This is a genomic window from Rhizobium sp. TRM95796 (assembly GCF_025779995.1).
Taxonomy (GTDB): domain Bacteria; phylum Pseudomonadota; class Alphaproteobacteria; order Rhizobiales; family Rhizobiaceae; genus Rhizobium_E.
In genome coordinates this window covers 1-16,720 of record NZ_JAOXHE010000006.1, presented here as the reverse complement: position 1 = coordinate 16,720, position 16,720 = coordinate 1, and the positions used below count along the sequence as shown (strand labels likewise).

At 61.7% G+C, this 16,720-nt stretch carries 17 protein-coding genes and 2 tRNA genes; 15 read left to right on the top strand and 4 right to left on the bottom strand.

The window, feature by feature from the left end; genetic code table 11:
* Positions 1-10: 10 nt before the first annotated feature.
* Both OCK01_RS14195 and OCK01_RS14190 read right to left on the bottom strand, forming a co-directional pair.
* Entirely contained in the window at positions 11-3,244 is a 3,234-nt protein-coding gene (locus OCK01_RS14195; RefSeq protein WP_263824494.1) for a maltotransferase domain-containing protein, read from the bottom strand.
* Between the two features lie 27 nt (positions 3,245-3,271).
* Entirely contained in the window at positions 3,272-4,135 is an 864-nt protein-coding gene (locus OCK01_RS14190) for an SDR family oxidoreductase (RefSeq protein ID WP_263824493.1), read from the bottom strand.
* Positions 4,136-4,246: 111 nt separating this feature from the next.
* Here OCK01_RS14190 and OCK01_RS14185 point away from each other — a divergent pair, with 111 nt between their 5' ends.
* Positions 4,247-4,384, top strand: coding sequence for a hypothetical protein (locus tag OCK01_RS14185; protein WP_263824492.1), 138 nt, complete (start codon positions 4,247-4,249; stop codon positions 4,382-4,384).
* A gap of 3 nt (positions 4,385-4,387) precedes the next feature.
* Here the strand turns inward: OCK01_RS14185 and treZ are convergent, their stop codons facing one another.
* Positions 4,388-6,166: a malto-oligosyltrehalose trehalohydrolase gene (gene treZ, locus OCK01_RS14180; protein WP_263824491.1), complete on the bottom strand. Its 1,779-nt coding sequence runs from the start codon at positions 6,164-6,166 to the stop codon at positions 4,388-4,390.
* A gap of 553 nt (positions 6,167-6,719) precedes the next feature.
* Between treZ and OCK01_RS14175 the strand changes: the two genes are divergently transcribed.
* Complete coding sequence (locus OCK01_RS14175) at positions 6,720-7,781, top strand: porin (protein WP_263824490.1); 1,062 nt, start codon at positions 6,720-6,722, stop codon at positions 7,779-7,781.
* A 329-nt stretch (positions 7,782-8,110) separates the two neighbouring features.
* Positions 8,111-9,160 (top strand): porin, encoded by a 1,050-nt coding sequence (locus OCK01_RS14170; RefSeq protein ID WP_182827326.1) that lies wholly within the window; start codon positions 8,111-8,113, stop codon positions 9,158-9,160.
* A gap of 252 nt (positions 9,161-9,412) precedes the next feature.
* Here the strand turns inward: OCK01_RS14170 and OCK01_RS14165 are convergent.
* Positions 9,413-9,487: transfer RNA gene (locus OCK01_RS14165), tRNA-Thr, on the bottom strand.
* Between the two features lie 126 nt (positions 9,488-9,613).
* On the opposite strand from OCK01_RS14165, the gene OCK01_RS14160 reads away from it, so the two are divergent.
* The 12 genes from OCK01_RS14160 to OCK01_RS14105 form a co-directional block, all read left to right on the top strand.
* On the top strand, positions 9,614-9,865 hold the full coding sequence (locus tag OCK01_RS14160; protein ID WP_263824868.1) for a hypothetical protein: 252 nt from the start codon (positions 9,614-9,616) through the stop codon (positions 9,863-9,865).
* 165 nt (positions 9,866-10,030) lie between these two features.
* Positions 10,031-11,323 carry a UDP-N-acetylglucosamine 1-carboxyvinyltransferase gene (gene murA / locus OCK01_RS14155; protein WP_263824489.1) on the top strand — a complete coding sequence of 431 codons (1,293 nt, stop codon included), beginning with the start codon at positions 10,031-10,033 and terminating at the stop codon, positions 11,321-11,323.
* A gap of 91 nt (positions 11,324-11,414) precedes the next feature.
* On the top strand, positions 11,415-11,852 hold the full coding sequence (locus OCK01_RS14150) for a DUF2948 family protein (RefSeq protein ID WP_210275430.1): 438 nt from the start codon (positions 11,415-11,417) through the stop codon (positions 11,850-11,852).
* A 45-nt stretch (positions 11,853-11,897) separates the two neighbouring features.
* A complete protein-coding gene (gene hisD, locus OCK01_RS14145; RefSeq protein ID WP_263824488.1) occupies positions 11,898-13,196 on the top strand; it encodes a histidinol dehydrogenase in 1,299 nt (432 codons plus the stop codon).
* A 2-nt stretch (positions 13,197-13,198) separates the two neighbouring features.
* Complete coding sequence (locus tag OCK01_RS14140; RefSeq protein ID WP_263824487.1) at positions 13,199-13,675, top strand: UPF0262 family protein; 477 nt, start codon at positions 13,199-13,201, stop codon at positions 13,673-13,675.
* Between the two features lie 5 nt (positions 13,676-13,680).
* Positions 13,681-14,142, top strand: a complete 462-nt coding sequence (locus OCK01_RS14135; RefSeq protein ID WP_263824486.1) for a low molecular weight phosphatase family protein — start codon at positions 13,681-13,683, stop codon at positions 14,140-14,142.
* Between the two features lie 153 nt (positions 14,143-14,295).
* Positions 14,296-14,514, top strand: a complete 219-nt coding sequence (gene infA / locus OCK01_RS14130; protein WP_004435948.1) for a translation initiation factor IF-1 — start codon at positions 14,296-14,298, stop codon at positions 14,512-14,514.
* Positions 14,515-14,541: 27 nt separating this feature from the next.
* Positions 14,542-15,165 carry a Maf-like protein gene (locus OCK01_RS14125; RefSeq protein ID WP_263824485.1) on the top strand — a complete coding sequence of 208 codons (624 nt, stop codon included), beginning with the start codon at positions 14,542-14,544 and terminating at the stop codon, positions 15,163-15,165.
* Positions 15,162-15,374, top strand: coding sequence for a DNA gyrase inhibitor YacG (gene yacG / locus OCK01_RS14120; protein ID WP_246697332.1), 213 nt, complete (start codon positions 15,162-15,164; stop codon positions 15,372-15,374). Before OCK01_RS14125 ends, yacG begins: the two co-directional genes overlap by 4 nt.
* Positions 15,375-15,518: 144 nt before the next feature.
* Positions 15,519-15,594, top strand: a tRNA-Phe gene (locus tag OCK01_RS14115).
* A 139-nt stretch (positions 15,595-15,733) separates the two neighbouring features.
* Positions 15,734-15,961 (top strand): hypothetical protein, encoded by a 228-nt coding sequence (locus OCK01_RS14110; RefSeq protein WP_263824484.1) that lies wholly within the window; start codon positions 15,734-15,736, stop codon positions 15,959-15,961.
* 541 nt (positions 15,962-16,502) lie between these two features.
* Positions 16,503-16,720 (top strand): dTDP-4-dehydrorhamnose 3,5-epimerase family protein (locus OCK01_RS14105; protein WP_263824483.1); only part of this gene is annotated, 218 nt, incomplete at its 3' end.

The window sequence follows — 16,720 nt, the reverse complement described above, 5'->3', positions numbered from 1 at the left end:
AGGCGTCTCCTCACCTTACGCGCCAGATCGAGAAGGGCAAAGCTTGCGGGTCGAGCCGCAGCCGTTGCCATTTTCCGCGCCATGCGAAGCGATGGCCGCCGATCAGGTCCTCCATCGAAAGCGCGCCATCGTCCGGGAGGTTCCACTTCCAGAGGGGTATTTCGACATCCGCTTCCTGGACCGCATGCGGATCGAGGCTCACGGCGATCAGCAGGACGTTTTCGCGGCCTTCTCTGGCTTTTTCGAAAAACATCACATTGTCGTTGGAGGAGGCCAGCAGGCTCAGGCCGAGATGCGAATGCAGCGCCGGGTTCTCCCGCCGGATGCGATTGAGCATGGCGATCTCACGTTTGATGTTGCCGGGCCGGTCGTAATCCCAGGCGCGGATTTCGTATTTCTCGCTGTCGGCATATTCCTTGCGCTTGGCGTCGGGGCGGCCCTCGCAGAGTTCGAAGCCGTTATAGACGCCCCAGAGCCCGGAGAGCGTGGATGCGAGCGCGGCGCGGATCAGATAGGCCGGCCGCGGCGCGTTCTGGAGAAAATCCGGATTGATGTCATGGGTGTTGACGAAGAAGTGCGGGCGGAAGAAGTCGCGCGGCGGTTTCTCCGTCAATTCGCGCATATAGTCTTCCAGCTCCCATTTCAGGTTTCGCCAGGTGAAATAGGTGTAGGATTGCGAAAAGCCGATTTTCGCCAGCCGATACATCACCTTCGGCTTGGTGAAGGCTTCGGAGAGAAACACCGCCTCGGGATGGCGATTGCGGATGTCGGCGATCAGCCATTCCCAAAACGGAAAAGGCTTGGTGTGTGGATTGTCGACGCGAAACAGTGTGACGCCGTTGTCGATCCATTTCTGGACGATGTCGCGCAACGTGGTCCACAGCGAGGGCACGGCGTCTGGGCCATAGAAATCGACATTGACGATGTCTTCATATTTCTTCGGCGGGTTTTCGGCGTAACGCACGGTTCCGTCGGGCCGCCAGTCGAACCAGCCGCGATGCTCTTTGAGCCATGGATGGTCCGGCGAGGCCTGGATGGCGAGATCGAGCGCGATTTCCAGCCCATGATCCCGCGATGCCGCAACGAGACGACGAAAATCATCGAACGTGCCGAGTTCGGGATGGATGGCGTCATGACCTCCATCCAGCGATCCGATGGCGTAGGGGCTGCCGGGATCGTCTGGGCCTGCGGACAGCGAATTGTTGCGGCCCTTGCGGTTGGTCGCGCCGATCGGATGGATCGGCGGGAAATAGAGGACATCGAAACCCATGTCGCGGATGGCGGGCAGGCGTTTGATCACATCGTCGAATGTGCCGTGCCGATGCGGATCGCCGCTCTGCGATCGCGGAAAGATCTGGTACCAGCTTGCAAAAGCCGCCTCGCGACGCTCGGCGTCGAGCGGAATGACGGCCGACCGAGTCCGGAAGGGGCGGGCATCCGCCTCCGCCATCAGCTTGAACGCATTGTCCGACAGCAGGAGCGATACACGTTCGCCGCTCTCGGCCTGAGCGAGGCGCTCTATGAAGGCGCGCAGGCGGGATTTCAGCGGATCCTCCGCCTGTTCCTCCGCCTTGCGGATCAATGTGGCGCCTTCCTGCAGCTCGAGAGTGAGATCCAATCGCGCCTCGTGCTTCTTCTGAAGTTCGTAACGATAGATCGCGAAGGGATTGCGCCAGGCCTCAATCATGAATTCGTGCCGGCCCAGGCGTTGCGGGGTGAATTCAGCAGTCCAGCGATCATTGACCACGAGCGTCATCGGCGTCTCCCGCCACTCCGCATCATCCGCGGCGCGCCAAAGCAGCGCGGCGGACAACGGATCGTGACCATCGCCGAAAATGTCCGCCTCGACATGGACGAGCGAACCGACGATGCGCTTTACCGGAAAACGACCGCCGTCAACGCTCGGCGTCACCGCCTCGATCGCCAGTCGCGGATCGTCGCCCGCCGCGAGCGCGCCCTTCGCGGCAACCGCGTCACGGATCGGCTGACCGCGCTGTCCGACATAGATGCGGAGGTCGCCGGGCCGAAGCCGCGCAAGCGCATTCAGCGCCGGGCCGTCACCGCCGCCGGACTTCAGCGGAAGAAATCCGGACGAAGCTTCGCGCAGCGCATGGAACGGCGCGGAAACGCCGCGCCGGAGATCGCGATTGACCACGATCGCCGTCAACATGTCCGAGGCGGAAAAGCTCGGGCCGTCGGTTCTGAGCAGCGTCAGGCACGGGGTTCCCGACGCGGCGAGAAACTGCAGCGGACCTTTTGATTTGCCGAGGGATTGTTTGGCCGTATGATTCAAGCCGCGCAGATCGGCCGTTAGATTGAAGCAGGCGGAGCGTTCTGCGCTCGTTAGGTCGGCGCCGACGCCGCTCAAGGGGTCGAGCGGTCGTGTCGCGCCATATTCGAACCCCATAGGGATCATCAGCCCATCGCCGATCTGGTCTGCGAGCCGTAGCGCGCGCAGCGCCGATCGCTCCAGGATTTCACGGCTTTCAGCGCCATGCGCGAGGCGTCTTCCATAAGGCGCTTCCGGAAATGCGATCTGCCAGCCCAGGGCGCGTTGAAGTTCGTACTCCTCGGCGAACCAGGGCGACTCGAGATCCCACCAGGCGAAAGACGAAAAACACCCGTCGAAACCGGTCTGCCGAAGATTGCGGCGGATCTCGAAATCCGTTCCGGGCGTCCAGGCTAGGAACAGGGCGTCGTCGCGACTGGCGCGGACACGATCGATGACCTCTCGCCAGAACAGCGCGCTCGACCGGCCTAGACCCATGCAGCGAAAACCGGAAATACCGGCCTCGACGAAGCGAGCCAATCGTTTGCTCCACTGCGCCGCCGCTTCACTTTCGTCGAGCGCCGCCTCGTGTCCGCCGCGTCGCATTGGACCGAGCCTGGGGTCGAAGGGTCTTGGTCCGCGCGGGTCCGGCTCCACGTCGACGGCGATGTCGATCATCAGCCGCACGCCTTCTTCCGCCGCCGCCTCCGAAAGATGCTTCAGCGCCGCATCGGCGTCGTCGCCGAGCCTGAGCGCAGGATCCACACGGCCGAAATCGGCAGACACGAACACGCTGCCGCCATCGGGGCGCGTAAAGATCGGCGCAGTCAGCACCGTGTCGAAGCCGAGCGCCCGGGCATGGGCGAATACGCCCCGCCACTCGTCGAGTCCGCTCAACGCCAGGGGATGGACGAAATAGATTCGCGGCGGAGCCGCCGCCTCACGGGAAGCGGATATGGAAGTCGCGTGTGTCATGGCAAGTCCAAACTGTCGGGGTGGACGTCAGATCATCATTTCGCCGCCGGTGACGGGAATGACGGCGCCGGTCATGTAGCTGCCCAGATCGGAGGCGAGCAGCACATAGGCGCCGGCGAGTTCCGCCGGTTGGCCTGCCCGACCCAGCGCCGTCTGCTTGCCGAAATTCTCGACCTTTTCCTGCGGCATGGTCGAGGGAATGAGAGGCGTCCAGATGGGCCCCGGCGCCACCGCATTGACACGAATGCCCCTGTCGGCCACCATGGCGGACAGGCCGGCGGTGAAATTGAGGATGGCGCCCTTCGTGGACGCATAGGCCAGCAGCTGTGGCGATGGTTGTTTGGATTGGATCGACGTCGTGTTGATGATCGACGAACCCGGCTTCATGTGCGGGATCGCGGCTTTTGAAAGAAAGAACGGCGCGTAGATGTTGGTGCGGAACGTCGTGTCCCACTCCTCCGCCGTAATATCGGCGATATCGGCATAGGTGCGCTGGAAGGCGGCGTTGTTGACCAGAATGTCGATCCCGCCCAGTTCCTCGACCACCTTTGCGACCACGCCGGCGCAATGGTCTTCCTTCGACACATCGCCGGGAATGGTCAGCGCCTTGCGTCCCGCTTCCTCGATCAGGCGCGCAGTGTCTTCCGCATCTCGATGCTCCTGAAGATAGGAAATCGCCACGTCGGCGCCCTCGCGAGCGAAGGCGATGGCGATCGCACGGCCGATTCCAGAATCTCCGCCGGTGATCAGTGCGATCTTGCCTTCAAGTCGCCCATTTCCGCGATAACTGTGTTCACCATGATCCGGCGGCGGATCCATCTTCGGCGTCACGCCGGGCGGGGCCTGTTCCTGCTTGGGATAGGGAGGCTCGGGGCGGCGGGTGTCGGACATCTTTTCGCTCCTGTAATTCCTGCCTACCTTGAACCTTTCGCCGCCCGGAATGTTCCGCAGAAGAGCCGCTCGGTGGCTGGGACGATGAGGACGGAGACAGGTGCAGAACGAATGACGCGACGGATGGGCTATCTGATCCTGGCGGTTAACCTGTCGCTGCTCGTCTGGGCGGGCGTCATCTACGGCCTTTCCAGCCTCATCGGCGGCGACCCCGCCATCGATCCGGAGCCGACCGCCAGCACCGAGTAAGATTCAAGCGGCCTCGATCGTCCAGATGACCGACCAAGGTGCCCGCAATCCGTCGGTGTCTCGATGGCTTCGCCAGAGGATGTCGCCCCTTGTTTCTTCGCGCGCCGGCACGGCGTCGGCGCCGAGATTGACGCTCAAGCTTAGAACGGCGTTGTCATAACGCCACGAGACGTCGAGCCGTGTCGCCTCGGTCTGATAGCTCGCCGTCTGGAGAGTCTGCTTGAGAAGAGGGATCACTTTTTCTCGCCGGATCGCCAACAGAGTTTTGTAGAAGTCCAGGGAGTTTCCGGCGAGGTCGTCCGCGCATTCCTCCCAATCCACCTTTGCCGACAGAAACGTCTCTTCCGATGTGGGGTCGGGGATCTTGTCGGCATGTTCAGGCTCGAATCCCGGCAGCCGCGACATCTCCTTGCCGCGACCTTCGCGCACCTTCTGGTTCAGATCGTCATCGAAATCGCAGAAATAGGGAAACGGGCGGGCGGACGCCCATTCTTCGCCCATGAACAACATCGGGATCTGGGGCGACAGAAGATAGATTGCGGAAATGGCGCTGAGGGCATTGTCTTCCGCGAAATCGACCAAACGGTCGCCGAAGGCGCGATTGCCGATCTGGTCGTGGTTCTGAATGAAGGCGATGAAAGCCTGCGCGGGCAGATGCGCACTCGCGCCGCCTCTCGTCGAACCTCGGTAGGGCATCTCCTGCCCCTGATAGATGAAGCCCTCGGTAAGCGCCCGACCGAGATCCTGGGGCAGCGCCTGATAATCGGCGTAATAGCCGACCGTCTCGCCCGTCGCCGCGACATGCAGGGCGTGATGGATGTCGTCATTCCATTGCGCGGTGTAGGCGAGCGGCATCCCGGTGGCGTCCCGTTCGAGAAGGGTGGGATCGTTATGCTCGTTTTCGACGACGAGGTGGACGATCCTGTCGCCCGCGGCTGCGCGCACGCGACGCGCCAGTTCGGCAAGAAGATGCTCGTCGCTGGTGTCGTCGATTGCGTGGACCGCGTCCAGCCTCAGCCCGTCCATGCGGAATTCATCGATCCAATATATCGCGTTCTGGATCACATAATCGCGCACCAGTTTGGAATCGGTGTCGTCGTAATTGATGCCGGCTCCCCATGGAGTGTGATGTCGCTCGGTGAACAGCGGCGCGTAGAGACCCATATAATTGCCGTCCGGTCCGAAATGGTTGTAGACGACATCGAGCATGACGGAGAGCCCGTGGCGATGGGCTTCGTCGACGAAGGCCTTGAGATCGTCCGGCGCGCCGTATCCGGAATAGGGGGCGTAATGCAGCACGCCGTCATAACCCCATCCCCAGCGACCTGGGAATTCGGCGAGCGGCATCAGCTGAATGACGGTGACGCCGAGATCGGCGAGATAAGGCAATTTCGCCGCCGCCGACTTGAACGTGCCCTCCGGCGTGAACGCGCCGACATGCAACTCGTAGACGACACTGTCCTCCCATGGCCGACCGCGCCAATCCGGCGTACGCCAAAGGTAGTGCGAGGGGTCGACGACTTCGCTCGGGCCCTTCAGCCCGTCGGGCTGATGACGCGATGCAGGGTCCGGTATCTCCAGGCCGTCCTCGAGCACAAATCGATACCGTGTTCCGGCCCCCGCATCCTTCACATCCAGAATGCGCCAGCCGCCATCCGCCGCGGTCATCGGCAGCAGAGGCCCGTCGTCGATCCGGAGCCCGATCTTTTCCTGAAGCGGCGCCCAGAGCCTGAAGAGGACGCCCTGTTCGTGAATGATGGGACCAAAGGCGAAGTGGGACAATGGTTCATGCCTCCTTGGGTGAGCAACCGAGGGTGAAACGTTCGGCCGGCGCGCCTGTTCCTACGCATATCGCTCCTCTGATCTAGAAGCTTAGCGGTCGATATTTTTTCGACGCCGGCTTCGACATCACCCAAGGAAGAACGAGTGATGAATGAAAGAGGGATGTGGGGCGACCAGGCCGCGACAATGAGATAGAAGGGCATATATAAGCAATAATTGAACATATCGAAAAATAAGATTCGAAGACTGGTTCGGGCGGCCGGGGAAGCGGCAAGGCCGCTCATTCTCGTCACGGAACTGTCATATATCTTTCATATTGTTAGAGAAAATCCTGATCGGCTTCAAGGATTGTTGCATCCGCGCCACAGCGGTCTCGGCAACTCCTGTCACAAAAAACCAAGTTGAGATTTGTGATATTTTGCCTTCCGAAAAGCTGGGTAAGACATGCCCCGAGAGGACGGGAAGCCGTTCTCTTTACATCGGGGTGGCCAGGTCTCAGGGGAATGCCTTTAGGCGGCCTGGCCGAAATTGAAAAGTTTGACTGGAGGTCAACATGTCTATCAAGAGCCTTCTCCTCGGCTCCGCCGCCGCTCTCGCGGTCGTTTCTGGCGCTCAGGCCGCCGACGCTGTCGTCGCCGCCGAGCCGGAACCCATGGAATATGTCAAGGTCTGCGACGCCTACGGCACGGGCTACTTCTATATCCCCGGCACCGAGACCTGCCTCAAGATCGGCGGCCGCGTCCGCTTCGACCTCAAGGCCGCCAATTCCTACAAGCTCGACAGCGACAAGGGCTGGAACTCGCGTTCGCGCGGCGAAATCTACATGGACTCGGCTTCCGACACCGAATACGGCGCTCTGAAGACCAAGTTCGTCGGCCGCTTCGACTTCGACAACACCTATAATGACGGCGCGCACACGACCACCAAGCTGATCCAGGCGAACATCTCGCTCGCCGGCTTCCAGATCGGTCTCGCCGACACGCTGTTCAGCTCCTTCACGGGCTATGCCGGCGACATCATCAACGACGACGTGGTCTCCTACGGCCAGTTCGAAGTCAACCAGATCAACTACACCTACGACTCGGGCGCCGGCTTCAAGGCCGCGATCGCCGTGGAAGCCGACGATACGCTCAACGACGCCGAAACCAAGGTCGTCAACGGCGAAGACTACATCCCGAACCTGGTCGCAGGCCTCGCCTACAGCACCGACGCTTTCGGCGTGTCCGTGGTCGGCGGCTACGACGAGCGTCGTGACGAAGGCGCGGTCAAGGGTCGCGTCGACGGCGAATTCGGCGCTTTCTCCGCCTTCGTGATGGGCGCCTGGTCTTCTTCGGGCAAGAACGTCAACAACTTCGCGCCGGGCGATGGTTCGGGTGCCGCCTGGGGTGACTGGGCTGCTTGGGCCGGCGTCGGCTACAAGGTCTCCGACGACGTCAAGCTCAACGCTCAGGTCGCCGGCACCGACAAGGACACGCTGGCGATCGCCGCCAACGTCAAGTGGAACCCGGTTGCTGGTCTCCTGATCCAGCCGGAAGTCACCTACACGTCGTTCGACAACGAAAAGGCCGACGGCGATCAGTGGAACGGCATGATCCGCTTCCAGCGCACGTTCTGATCTCATCGATGAGATTCGAAGGGGGCCGCGAGGCCCCCTTCACTGCATTTGAAGTCATTTTCTTGGTTTCTTGCATCTTTCGATCAGACTCGATCAACCGGTTTGATCTGATCCGATTAAAGAAGTGGCGCATTCGCCACGGCTTTGCGGAGCGAAGCTTAGCAGGCCCAGCAATTTCTCACTTTCATATTTTGTCATTCGCGATCGCCGGGTAAGGTTTTTCTCGAAGGGGCAAGACACCTCGCTTCTTCGAAAAAGGGGCGGTTGGGCGTGGTTTTCCGCGATAGTGGCCCTGACCTAAAGATAACAACGAACTGGAGTTCACACTCATGAACATCAAGAGCCTTCTTCTCGGCTCCGCAGCTGCTCTGGCGGTTGTTTCCGGCGCTCAGGCTGCCGACGCCGTGGTTGCCGCCGAGCCGGAACCCATGGAATATGTCAAGGTTTGCGACGCGTTCGGCACCGGCTATTTCTACATCCCGGGCACCGAAACCTGCCTCAAGGTCGGCGGTCGCGTTCGCTTCGACGTTCAGGCTGCTGACTCCTACTCTGTGAAGAGCCAGGAAGGTTACAACACCCGCACCCGCGGCGAAATCTACATGGACTCCGCTTCGGACACCGAATACGGCGCTCTGAAGACCCAGTTCATCGGCCGCTTCGATTTCGACGGCACCTACAACGATGGCCAGCACACCACCACCAAGCTGATCGCGGCGAACATCTCGCTCGCCGGCTTCCAGGTCGGTCTCGCTGACTCGGTGTACAGCTCGTTCACCAACTACGCCGGCGACATCATCAACGACGACGTGATCTCCTACGGCGGTTTCGAAGTCAACCAGATCAACTACACCTACGACTCCGGCGCTGGCTTCAAGGCTGTCGTGGCTGTTGAAGCCGACGATACGCTGAACGGCGCTGGCCGCGTCGTCAACGGCAAGGACTACGTCCCGAATTTCGTCGCTGGCGCTGGCTACACCATGGGCTCCTTCGGCGTGACCGTCGTCGGCGGCTATGACGAGCGTGCTGAAGAAGGCGCTGTCAAGGCTCGCTTGGACGGCAACTTCGGCGCCGTTTCGGCCTTCGTGATGGGCGCCTGGAACTCGGGCGGCGTCAATGCCTACGCTCCTGGCGACCAGTATGTTGGTTGGGGCGACTGGGCTGCATGGGCTGGCGTTGGCTACAAGGCCGCCGACAACCTCGCTGCAAACCTCCAGGTTGCCGGCACCGACAACGACACGTTCGCTGCCGCCGCCAACCTCAAGTGGAACCCGGTTTCCGGTCTCCTGATCATGCCGGAAGTGACCTACACGAAGTGGGACAACAAGGTGGTCGACAACGACCAGTGGAACGGCATGCTCCGCTTCGAGCGCACGTTCTAATCCAATCCGGATTGCGGAAAGGGGGCTTCGGCCCCCTTTTTTGCGTTTGCGGCGACGCATTGTCGATCGTCGAACAGCACGGAGCAGTCTTGACTGCGCCATTCTTCGGATCTGCAAATATCGGAATTGGGTCGGCGCGGCGTGCGACGACAGTCTGACCGATCCAAGGCGCTGAACGGGAACGCTTATTCGCCTGAGGACCAGCGATCCTCGCCCGGATATCAAATCAACCTGATATGTCGCCTGAAAAAATGGTGCTGCCGAGTGGGATTGAACCACCGACCTCACCCTTACCAAGGGTGTGCTCTACCACTGAGCTACGGCAGCATGACCATGAAAACGCTTGATGTTTCAGCGTTTGAACCGAAGCGGCGCGTTCGTCGTCCGGTAGGCGGGCTATTGCCATAGACTCAGGGGGCATGCAAGCGCCGATTTCCATTTTGCGAAAGTTTTTTGGCCGCCTGCTCTCGGAAGCTTGGCGAACAGGCCTTTCCGCGTTACATCTTCACCATGCAGAATGAAGACGATCACATGGAAAAGCGCCGCCAGCCGGCCGCGCCGCGGCAGAAGCGTGAAGACAGGCTCAAGGCCGAGTTGCGCGCCAACCTCGCCAAGCGCAAGCTGCAGGCGCGCGCACGCCGCCAAGGGGCCGAAGACGCCCGCCCGGGCGCGTTGATGCCAGGGACTGACGACGAAACAGGCTGACCATTTGCCGGCGCCGGCGACGCAAACGCTTCGCCTCACTTTTCCCCCATTTGCGCGATTAACCGCCCTTGGCGGCGTTCCTTGAATGTCTAGGATCAATCCGCTAAAGGGGCCTAGGTTTTTTAGCGGGCGCGCAACAGGCGGCTCCGCAGGGGATAGGATTTCATGGATCGCATCAGGATCGTCGGCGGCCGGCCGCTCAATGGCGTCATTCCGATTTCGGGAGCAAAGAATGCGGCCCTGCCGCTGATGATCGCGTCTCTGATGACCAGCGACACGCTGACTTTGGAAAATGTGCCGCATCTCGCCGATGTCGAGCAGTTGATCCGCATTCTCGGCAATCACGGCGTCGACATTTCGGTGAATGGCCGCCGCGAGCATCAGGATGGGTCCTATGCGCGCACGGTGCATTTTACCTGCCGCACCGTGGCCGATGTCATTGCGCCTTATGAACTCGTCTCCAAGATGCGCGCGAGCTTCTGGGTGATCGGCCCGCTTTTGGCGCGCGAAGGCAAGGCGCGCGTGTCGCTGCCCGGCGGCTGCGCGATCGGCACCCGCCCCGTGGACTTGTTCATCGAGGGCCTGCGGGCGCTCGGCGCCGAGATCGAGATCGACAGCGGCTATGTCAATGCGACCGCGCCCAAGGGCGGCCTCATCGGCGCGCGCTACACCTTCCCGAAAGTGTCCGTCGGCGCCACGCATGTGATGCTGATGGCGGCAAGCCTGGCGCGCGGCGTAACCGTGATCGGCAACGCTGCCCGCGAGCCCGAAATCGTCGACCTCGCCAATTGCCTGAACGCCATGGGCGCCAAGATTTCGGGCGCCGGCACCTCCACCATCACCATCGAAGGCGTCTCCGCCCTTTCGGGCGCGCGGCACCGAGTCATGCCGGATCGCATCGAAACAGGCACCTACGCCATGGCCGTCGCCATGGCCGGCGGCGACGTCGAGATCGTCGACACCAATCCGGCCTATCTCGACACCGCGCTCGAGGCGATCCGCCGCGCCGGCGCCGAAATCACCGCCACCGAGCGCGGCATTCGCGTCGTGCGCAATGGCGGCGGCATCAAGCCGGTCGACATTGTCACCGACCCTTATCCGGGCTTCCCGACGGATCTTCAGGCGCAGTTCATGGGCCTGATGACCCGCGCAAACGGCGCGGCGCACATCACCGAGACGATTTTCGAAAATCGCTTCATGCATGTGCAGGAACTGGCCCGTCTCGGCGCCAAGATCACCCTCAACGGCCAGACGGCCCGCATCGAAGGCGTCGAGCGTCTCAAGGGCGCGCCCGTCATGGCGACCGACCTTCGCGCCTCCGTGTCGCTGGTCATCGCCGGCCTGGCGGCTGAAGGCGAGACCATGGTGTCGCGCGTCTACCACCTCGATCGCGGCTTCGAACGGCTGGAAGAGAAGCTCACGCGCTGCGGCGCGCTGGTGGAGCGCATCAGCGATTGATCCGCCGGTTGCGGAGCGGGCGGGTCGCTCTTATCTGAGGCAGTAAGAGAGGCCCGCCGCAGGATGCGGGCCACAATACTGGACAGACATCATGACATTGAAACTGCTCGCCCTCGACGAAGAAGACCTGACCGTGATCTCGGCGCAGATGCAGGACGCCGTCTTCAAGGTCGGCGACATCGATTTCAAGCCGCGCGCCGGCCATTTCATGCTGGCGGCCAACCGCTTCGCCTGGGAGGCCGGCGACCGCGGCGAGAAGGGCTTCGAGCGCAGACGCGCCGCGCTCTGTTTCAAGCAGGTCAAATCGGTCCGATCGATCGGCTTCGACCGCAAGGCGTCCGACACGGTGCTGTCGCTTCTGGCCATTCTCTTCGACAAGGAAGGCGAGGGGCCGGACGGTTCGGTCGAACTGGTGCTTTCCGGAGGCGGTTCGATCCTGCTACATGTGGACTGCATAGAAGCCCAGCTTGCGGATACCGGCGGGGCATGGGAAACCGCCATGAAGCCCCGGCATCCCGGGGCGGCGTGAGGCGCGGGCTCACCGGCCCGGGCATGGGGTGAAGAGGGCATTGCATTGGCGATTTGGCTGGACAGCAGCGATCAGGATTTCGAGACGCGGTTCGCCGCCTTCCTGACCACGAAACGGGAAGTCTCCGAGGATGTGAATGCGACCGTCAAGGCGATCATCGCCGATGTCGTCGCCCGTGGTGACGATGCGCTCGCTGATTATTCTCGACGCTTCGACCAACTCGATTTCACCCAGGTCTCCATGCGCGTCGAGGCGCACGAACTCGACGCCGCCTATACTGCCATCGAACCGAAGGTTCGAGACGCCCTGCATCTCGCAGCCGAACGCATCGAAAAGCATCACCGCCGCCAGTTGCCCAAGGACGATGTGTATGAGGACGCGCTCGGCGTCACCCTCGGTTCGCGCTGGACCGCCATCGAGGCCGTCGGCCTCTATGTGCCCGGCGGCAGCGCCAGCTATCCGAGCTCGGTGCTGATGAACGCCATTCCGGCCAAGGTCGCCGGCGTGCCGCGCCTGGTGATGGTCGTGCCCGCCATGCGCGGGGAGATCAATGCGGCGGTGCTTGCCGCGGCCAGGATCGCCGGCGTCGACGAGATCTACCGGATCGGCGGCGCCCAGGCCATTGCCGCGCTCGCTTACGGCACCGCCACAATCGCGCCCGTCGCCAAGGTCACCGGCCCCGGCAACGCCTATGTCGCCGCCGCCAAGCGGCAGGTGTTCGGAACCATCGGCATCGACATGATCGCCGGCCCCTCCGAAGTGCTCGTCATCGCCGACAGGGACAATGATCCCGACTGGATTGCCGCCGATCTTCTCGCCCAGGCGGAACACGACACCGGCGCGCAATCCATTCTGGTGACCGACGACGCCGAGTTCGGCCGCGCCGTGATGGCGGCGGTCGAACGTCAGTTGAAGCGCCTGAGTCGCGCGGAGACGGCGGAAGCCTCCTGGCGCGATTTCGGCGCCGTGATTCTCGTGCCGCATCTCGACGCCTCGGTGAAGATCGCCGATCGCATCGCCGCCGAACATCTCGAAATCGCTACAGCCGACCCCGAGTCGCTGATGAACCGCATCCGCAACGCCGGCGCCTTCTTCCTCGGACGTCACACGCCCGAAGTGATCGGCGATTATGTCGGCGGGTCCAACCATGTGCTGCCGACGGCGCGCTCGGCCCGCTTCTCGTCCGGCCTGTCGGTGCTCGATTATATGAAGCGATCGTCGATCCTCAAACTGACGGCCGATCCGCTTCGCGCGCTCGGGCCGGCGGCGATTGCGCTGGCCGAATGCGAGGGGCTAGACGCCCATGCGCGCTCCGTCGCCATCCGGCTCAATCCCGAGGCGTGATCATGGCGGGAGCGAGGGCGTTTCGACTGTCGGATGTAACGCTCGATGAATCAATCGGGCGGTCGACCCCCGATGTCGAACATGAACGCGCCGTCGCCATTTTCGACCTGCTGGAAGAAAACAGCTTCCGGCCCGAGGGCCACGCCGGCGGTCCCTACAGGCTCAAGCTTTCCCTCATCGATCACAAGCTGGTGTTGGCGATCGCCACAGAGGGCGGCGAGGCGGTGGCGACGCATATCCTGTCGCTGACGCCGCTCAAGCGGATCATCAAAGACTATTTCATGATCTGCGAAAGCTATTACCAGGCGATCCGATCGGCTTCGCCGAGCCAGATCGAGGCCATCGACATGGGCCGGCGCGGCATCCACAACGAGGGCTCGCAGACGTTGGAAGACCGGCTGAAGGGCAAGGTCGCGATCGACTTCGATACGGCCCGTCGTCTGTTCACTTTGGTCTGCGTCCTCTACTGGCGGGGCTGATCGGGATGCAGAGCCACACTGCCGCGCCATCGAGACAACCGGGCGCCGTGCTGTTCATGTGCGGCATGAACTCCATCCGCTCGCCGATGGCCGAGGCGATCGCCCGTCACCATCTGCCGCAGGTCTATGTCGCCTCCGCCGGCGTCCGCCGCGGCGATCGCGATCCCTTCGTGGACATCGTGCTCGACGAGGTCGGCCTGTCCTTGGGTCGGCGCCAGCCGCATCTGCTCGACGACCTCGAAGACGATTACTTCGATCTGATCGTGACGCTCGCGCCGGAAGCTCATCACGCCGCACTCGACTTCACTCGCTCTTGGGCGGCTGATGTGATCTACTGGCCCACGCCCGATCCGACCGCGACGACGGGGTCGCGTGAGCAGATCCTCGCCGCCTATCGCGAGGTGCGGGATCATCTGACGCGCCTGATCCGCGACAGGCTCGCAGTCAAAAGTCCGGCATCGGAGTAAAAGCCTTGAGCCTTCTTGCTTCGCAGGCGTTTTCGGCCTAAAAACCGCCGCCCGGCCTGTTCACAAAGCCCAAGCTTTTGTGTAGGTTCCGCGCCAATTCAAAGGGGGCGAGCTCTCTGCCGCCCGCCAAACCATCTAGGAACACACCCAAATATGGCGAAAGAAGAAGTACTGGAATTTCCGGGCGTCGTGACCGAATTGCTCCCCAACGCCACTTTCCGCGTGAAGTTGGAAAACGAGCATGAGATCATCGCCCACACTGCGGGCCGCATGCGCAAGAACCGCATCCGCGTTCTGGCCGGCGACAAGGTCCTGGTGGAAATGACGCCTTACGACCTCACCAAGGGCCGCATCACCTATCGCTTCAAGTAAGCCCGGCCGCCAGGGGAGACGCCTGTCATGCTCAATCAGCGGCTGATATTGGCGTCCGGCTCGCCGCGTCGCCTCGATCTTCTGGCGCAGGCGGGCATAACGCCCGATCGCCTCTTACCCATGGATCTCGACGAAACCCCCAAACGCGCCGAGCATCCACGCTCGCTGGCGCGCCGGCTTTGCCACGAGAAGGCGGAAGCCGCATTTCAGGCGGTGCGCACCGACCCGGCCTGGGCCGGCAGCTATATTCTCGCCGCCGACACCGTGGTGGCCGTGGGGCGCCGCATTCTCGGCAAGCCCGATTATGTCGAAGAGGCCTCGGCCTCGCTGCATCTTCTGTCGGGACGCAGTCACTGGGTCTATACCGGCCTCTGCCTTATCACGCCGGCCGGCCAGGCGCGCATCAAGGTCGTCGAGACCAAGGTGCGCTTCAAGCGCCTGACCTCGCAAGAAATCATGGCTTATATCGACTCGGGCGAATGGCGCGGCAAAGCGGGCGGTTACGCCATCCAGGGCTTCGCCGGCAGCTTCGTCCAGAAGATCGCCGGCTCCTATACCGGCGTCGTCGGCCTGCCGCTCTACGAGACCACGCAGTTGCTTATCGGCGAAGGCTACGAATTCCTGGAGAAATGGAGCGAGGGCGCGCCATGACCGCCTCCAACGTCGCGCCGCTGCGCAAGGCGCGCCCCTGTCCGGAATGCAACAGGCCCTCGACGCGGGACTGCTACCCGTTTTGCTCGGAGCGTTGCCGCAATCTCGATCTGTCGCGTTGGCTTTCAGGTTCGTATGCGATCCCGGTGGCGGAGGACGAGTCCAAAGCGGAGGACGACTACCGGCTCCCCCGCAGCGACGAAGGCTGAAAATACCAGTTTTTAAAAGCACTTACGAAAAACCGAAAAAAAACTGTCACAGGGGTTGCGCCCAAAAAATTAGGTGTTATAACCCCGCTCGCTTCCGGAGAAAACCAAGCTCCGGCGGAGACGAAAGCCTCCTAACAGCGCGTTGCCCGGGTAGCTCAGTTGGTAGAGCAGCGGATTGAAAATCCGCGTGTCACTGGTTCGATTCCGGTCCCGGGCACCATTTCAATAAATGTCAATTCTCGCGCAGTATCGCTTGACGCCTTGCGGCAAAAGCATCCATGACGTCTAAAGGCAAGTTCGCGGCTTTTTGACCAGCGTTTTTATCGAAGCGCTTTCCGCCAGGCGGCGTCGCACGCCGCTTGCTTGCTACAAAACCAGCGTTCACCGTCAAGCATGTTGATGCGGGTTGCGGCGTAACTTTGTTGTCCCAGGGAATGAAAGATCCTCTCGCCGGTATCGTGGGAAATATTGCCTTTTACGTCGCAACGGACGAGAGGCGGCGTATGTTCGGCGCCGACCACCGTCAGCGACACGCCGATCGCAAGAACGCCGCCGAGGATTTTGGATATGTCGTGGTCCTCGATTGACCTCGAAGAATAGGAGAAGAGAAAAGTTCTCCGGTCAAATCGTTCGCCAAAATTTCAAGATTGTCCCTTTGATGGTGATTTGGCGGCTTCCTTTCGGGCATGTCATCCGGCAAACAGCGCTTCGTCATCGCTGCGAAGTCGATCAGGGAGAAGGCGCCTGCCCGAGCGGCCGGCGATCCTCACGGGTTTCCCCAAGACGGCTTCGGAAGGCGGTCGAACGGTTGGATAGGGGCGCTCTGCTCGTGATCCGCCGATCCCAGCGGCGTGGCCGTCGGGAGCAACTATCATACGCTTTCAAATCCGGACGCTCCATATGCGGAGGGTTCGCTTTGAGGCGCTCGTTGGCGCGACGACGATCGATCCAGGCGTCACAAAGGAAATGTTCGATAGTCGCTGGGGCGAAAATCAAGACAAGAGCAACCGATCCAAGGGACGTGATATCCGGAGTCGCCAATTGTCGCCTCCTCATCGTAAAGCGCCATTGTGCACTTGCAATGATCGGATGAGTCCGAATATTGCTAGCTCGATCAGGAGATTGTCGATGCAGTTTGAACGTCTAGCTATTTCTGATGTTGTAAAAATCACGCCTACCCGGTTCGGCGATCATCGCGGATACTTCTCGGAAGTATTCAAGGACGCCTGGTTTCGCGACAACATCGCCGATGTAAGCTTCGTGCAGGATAATCAATCTCTCTCCGCAACGCCCGGCACCGTGCGCGGCCTGCATTTCCAGCTGGAGCCCTTCGGCCAGGGAAAGCT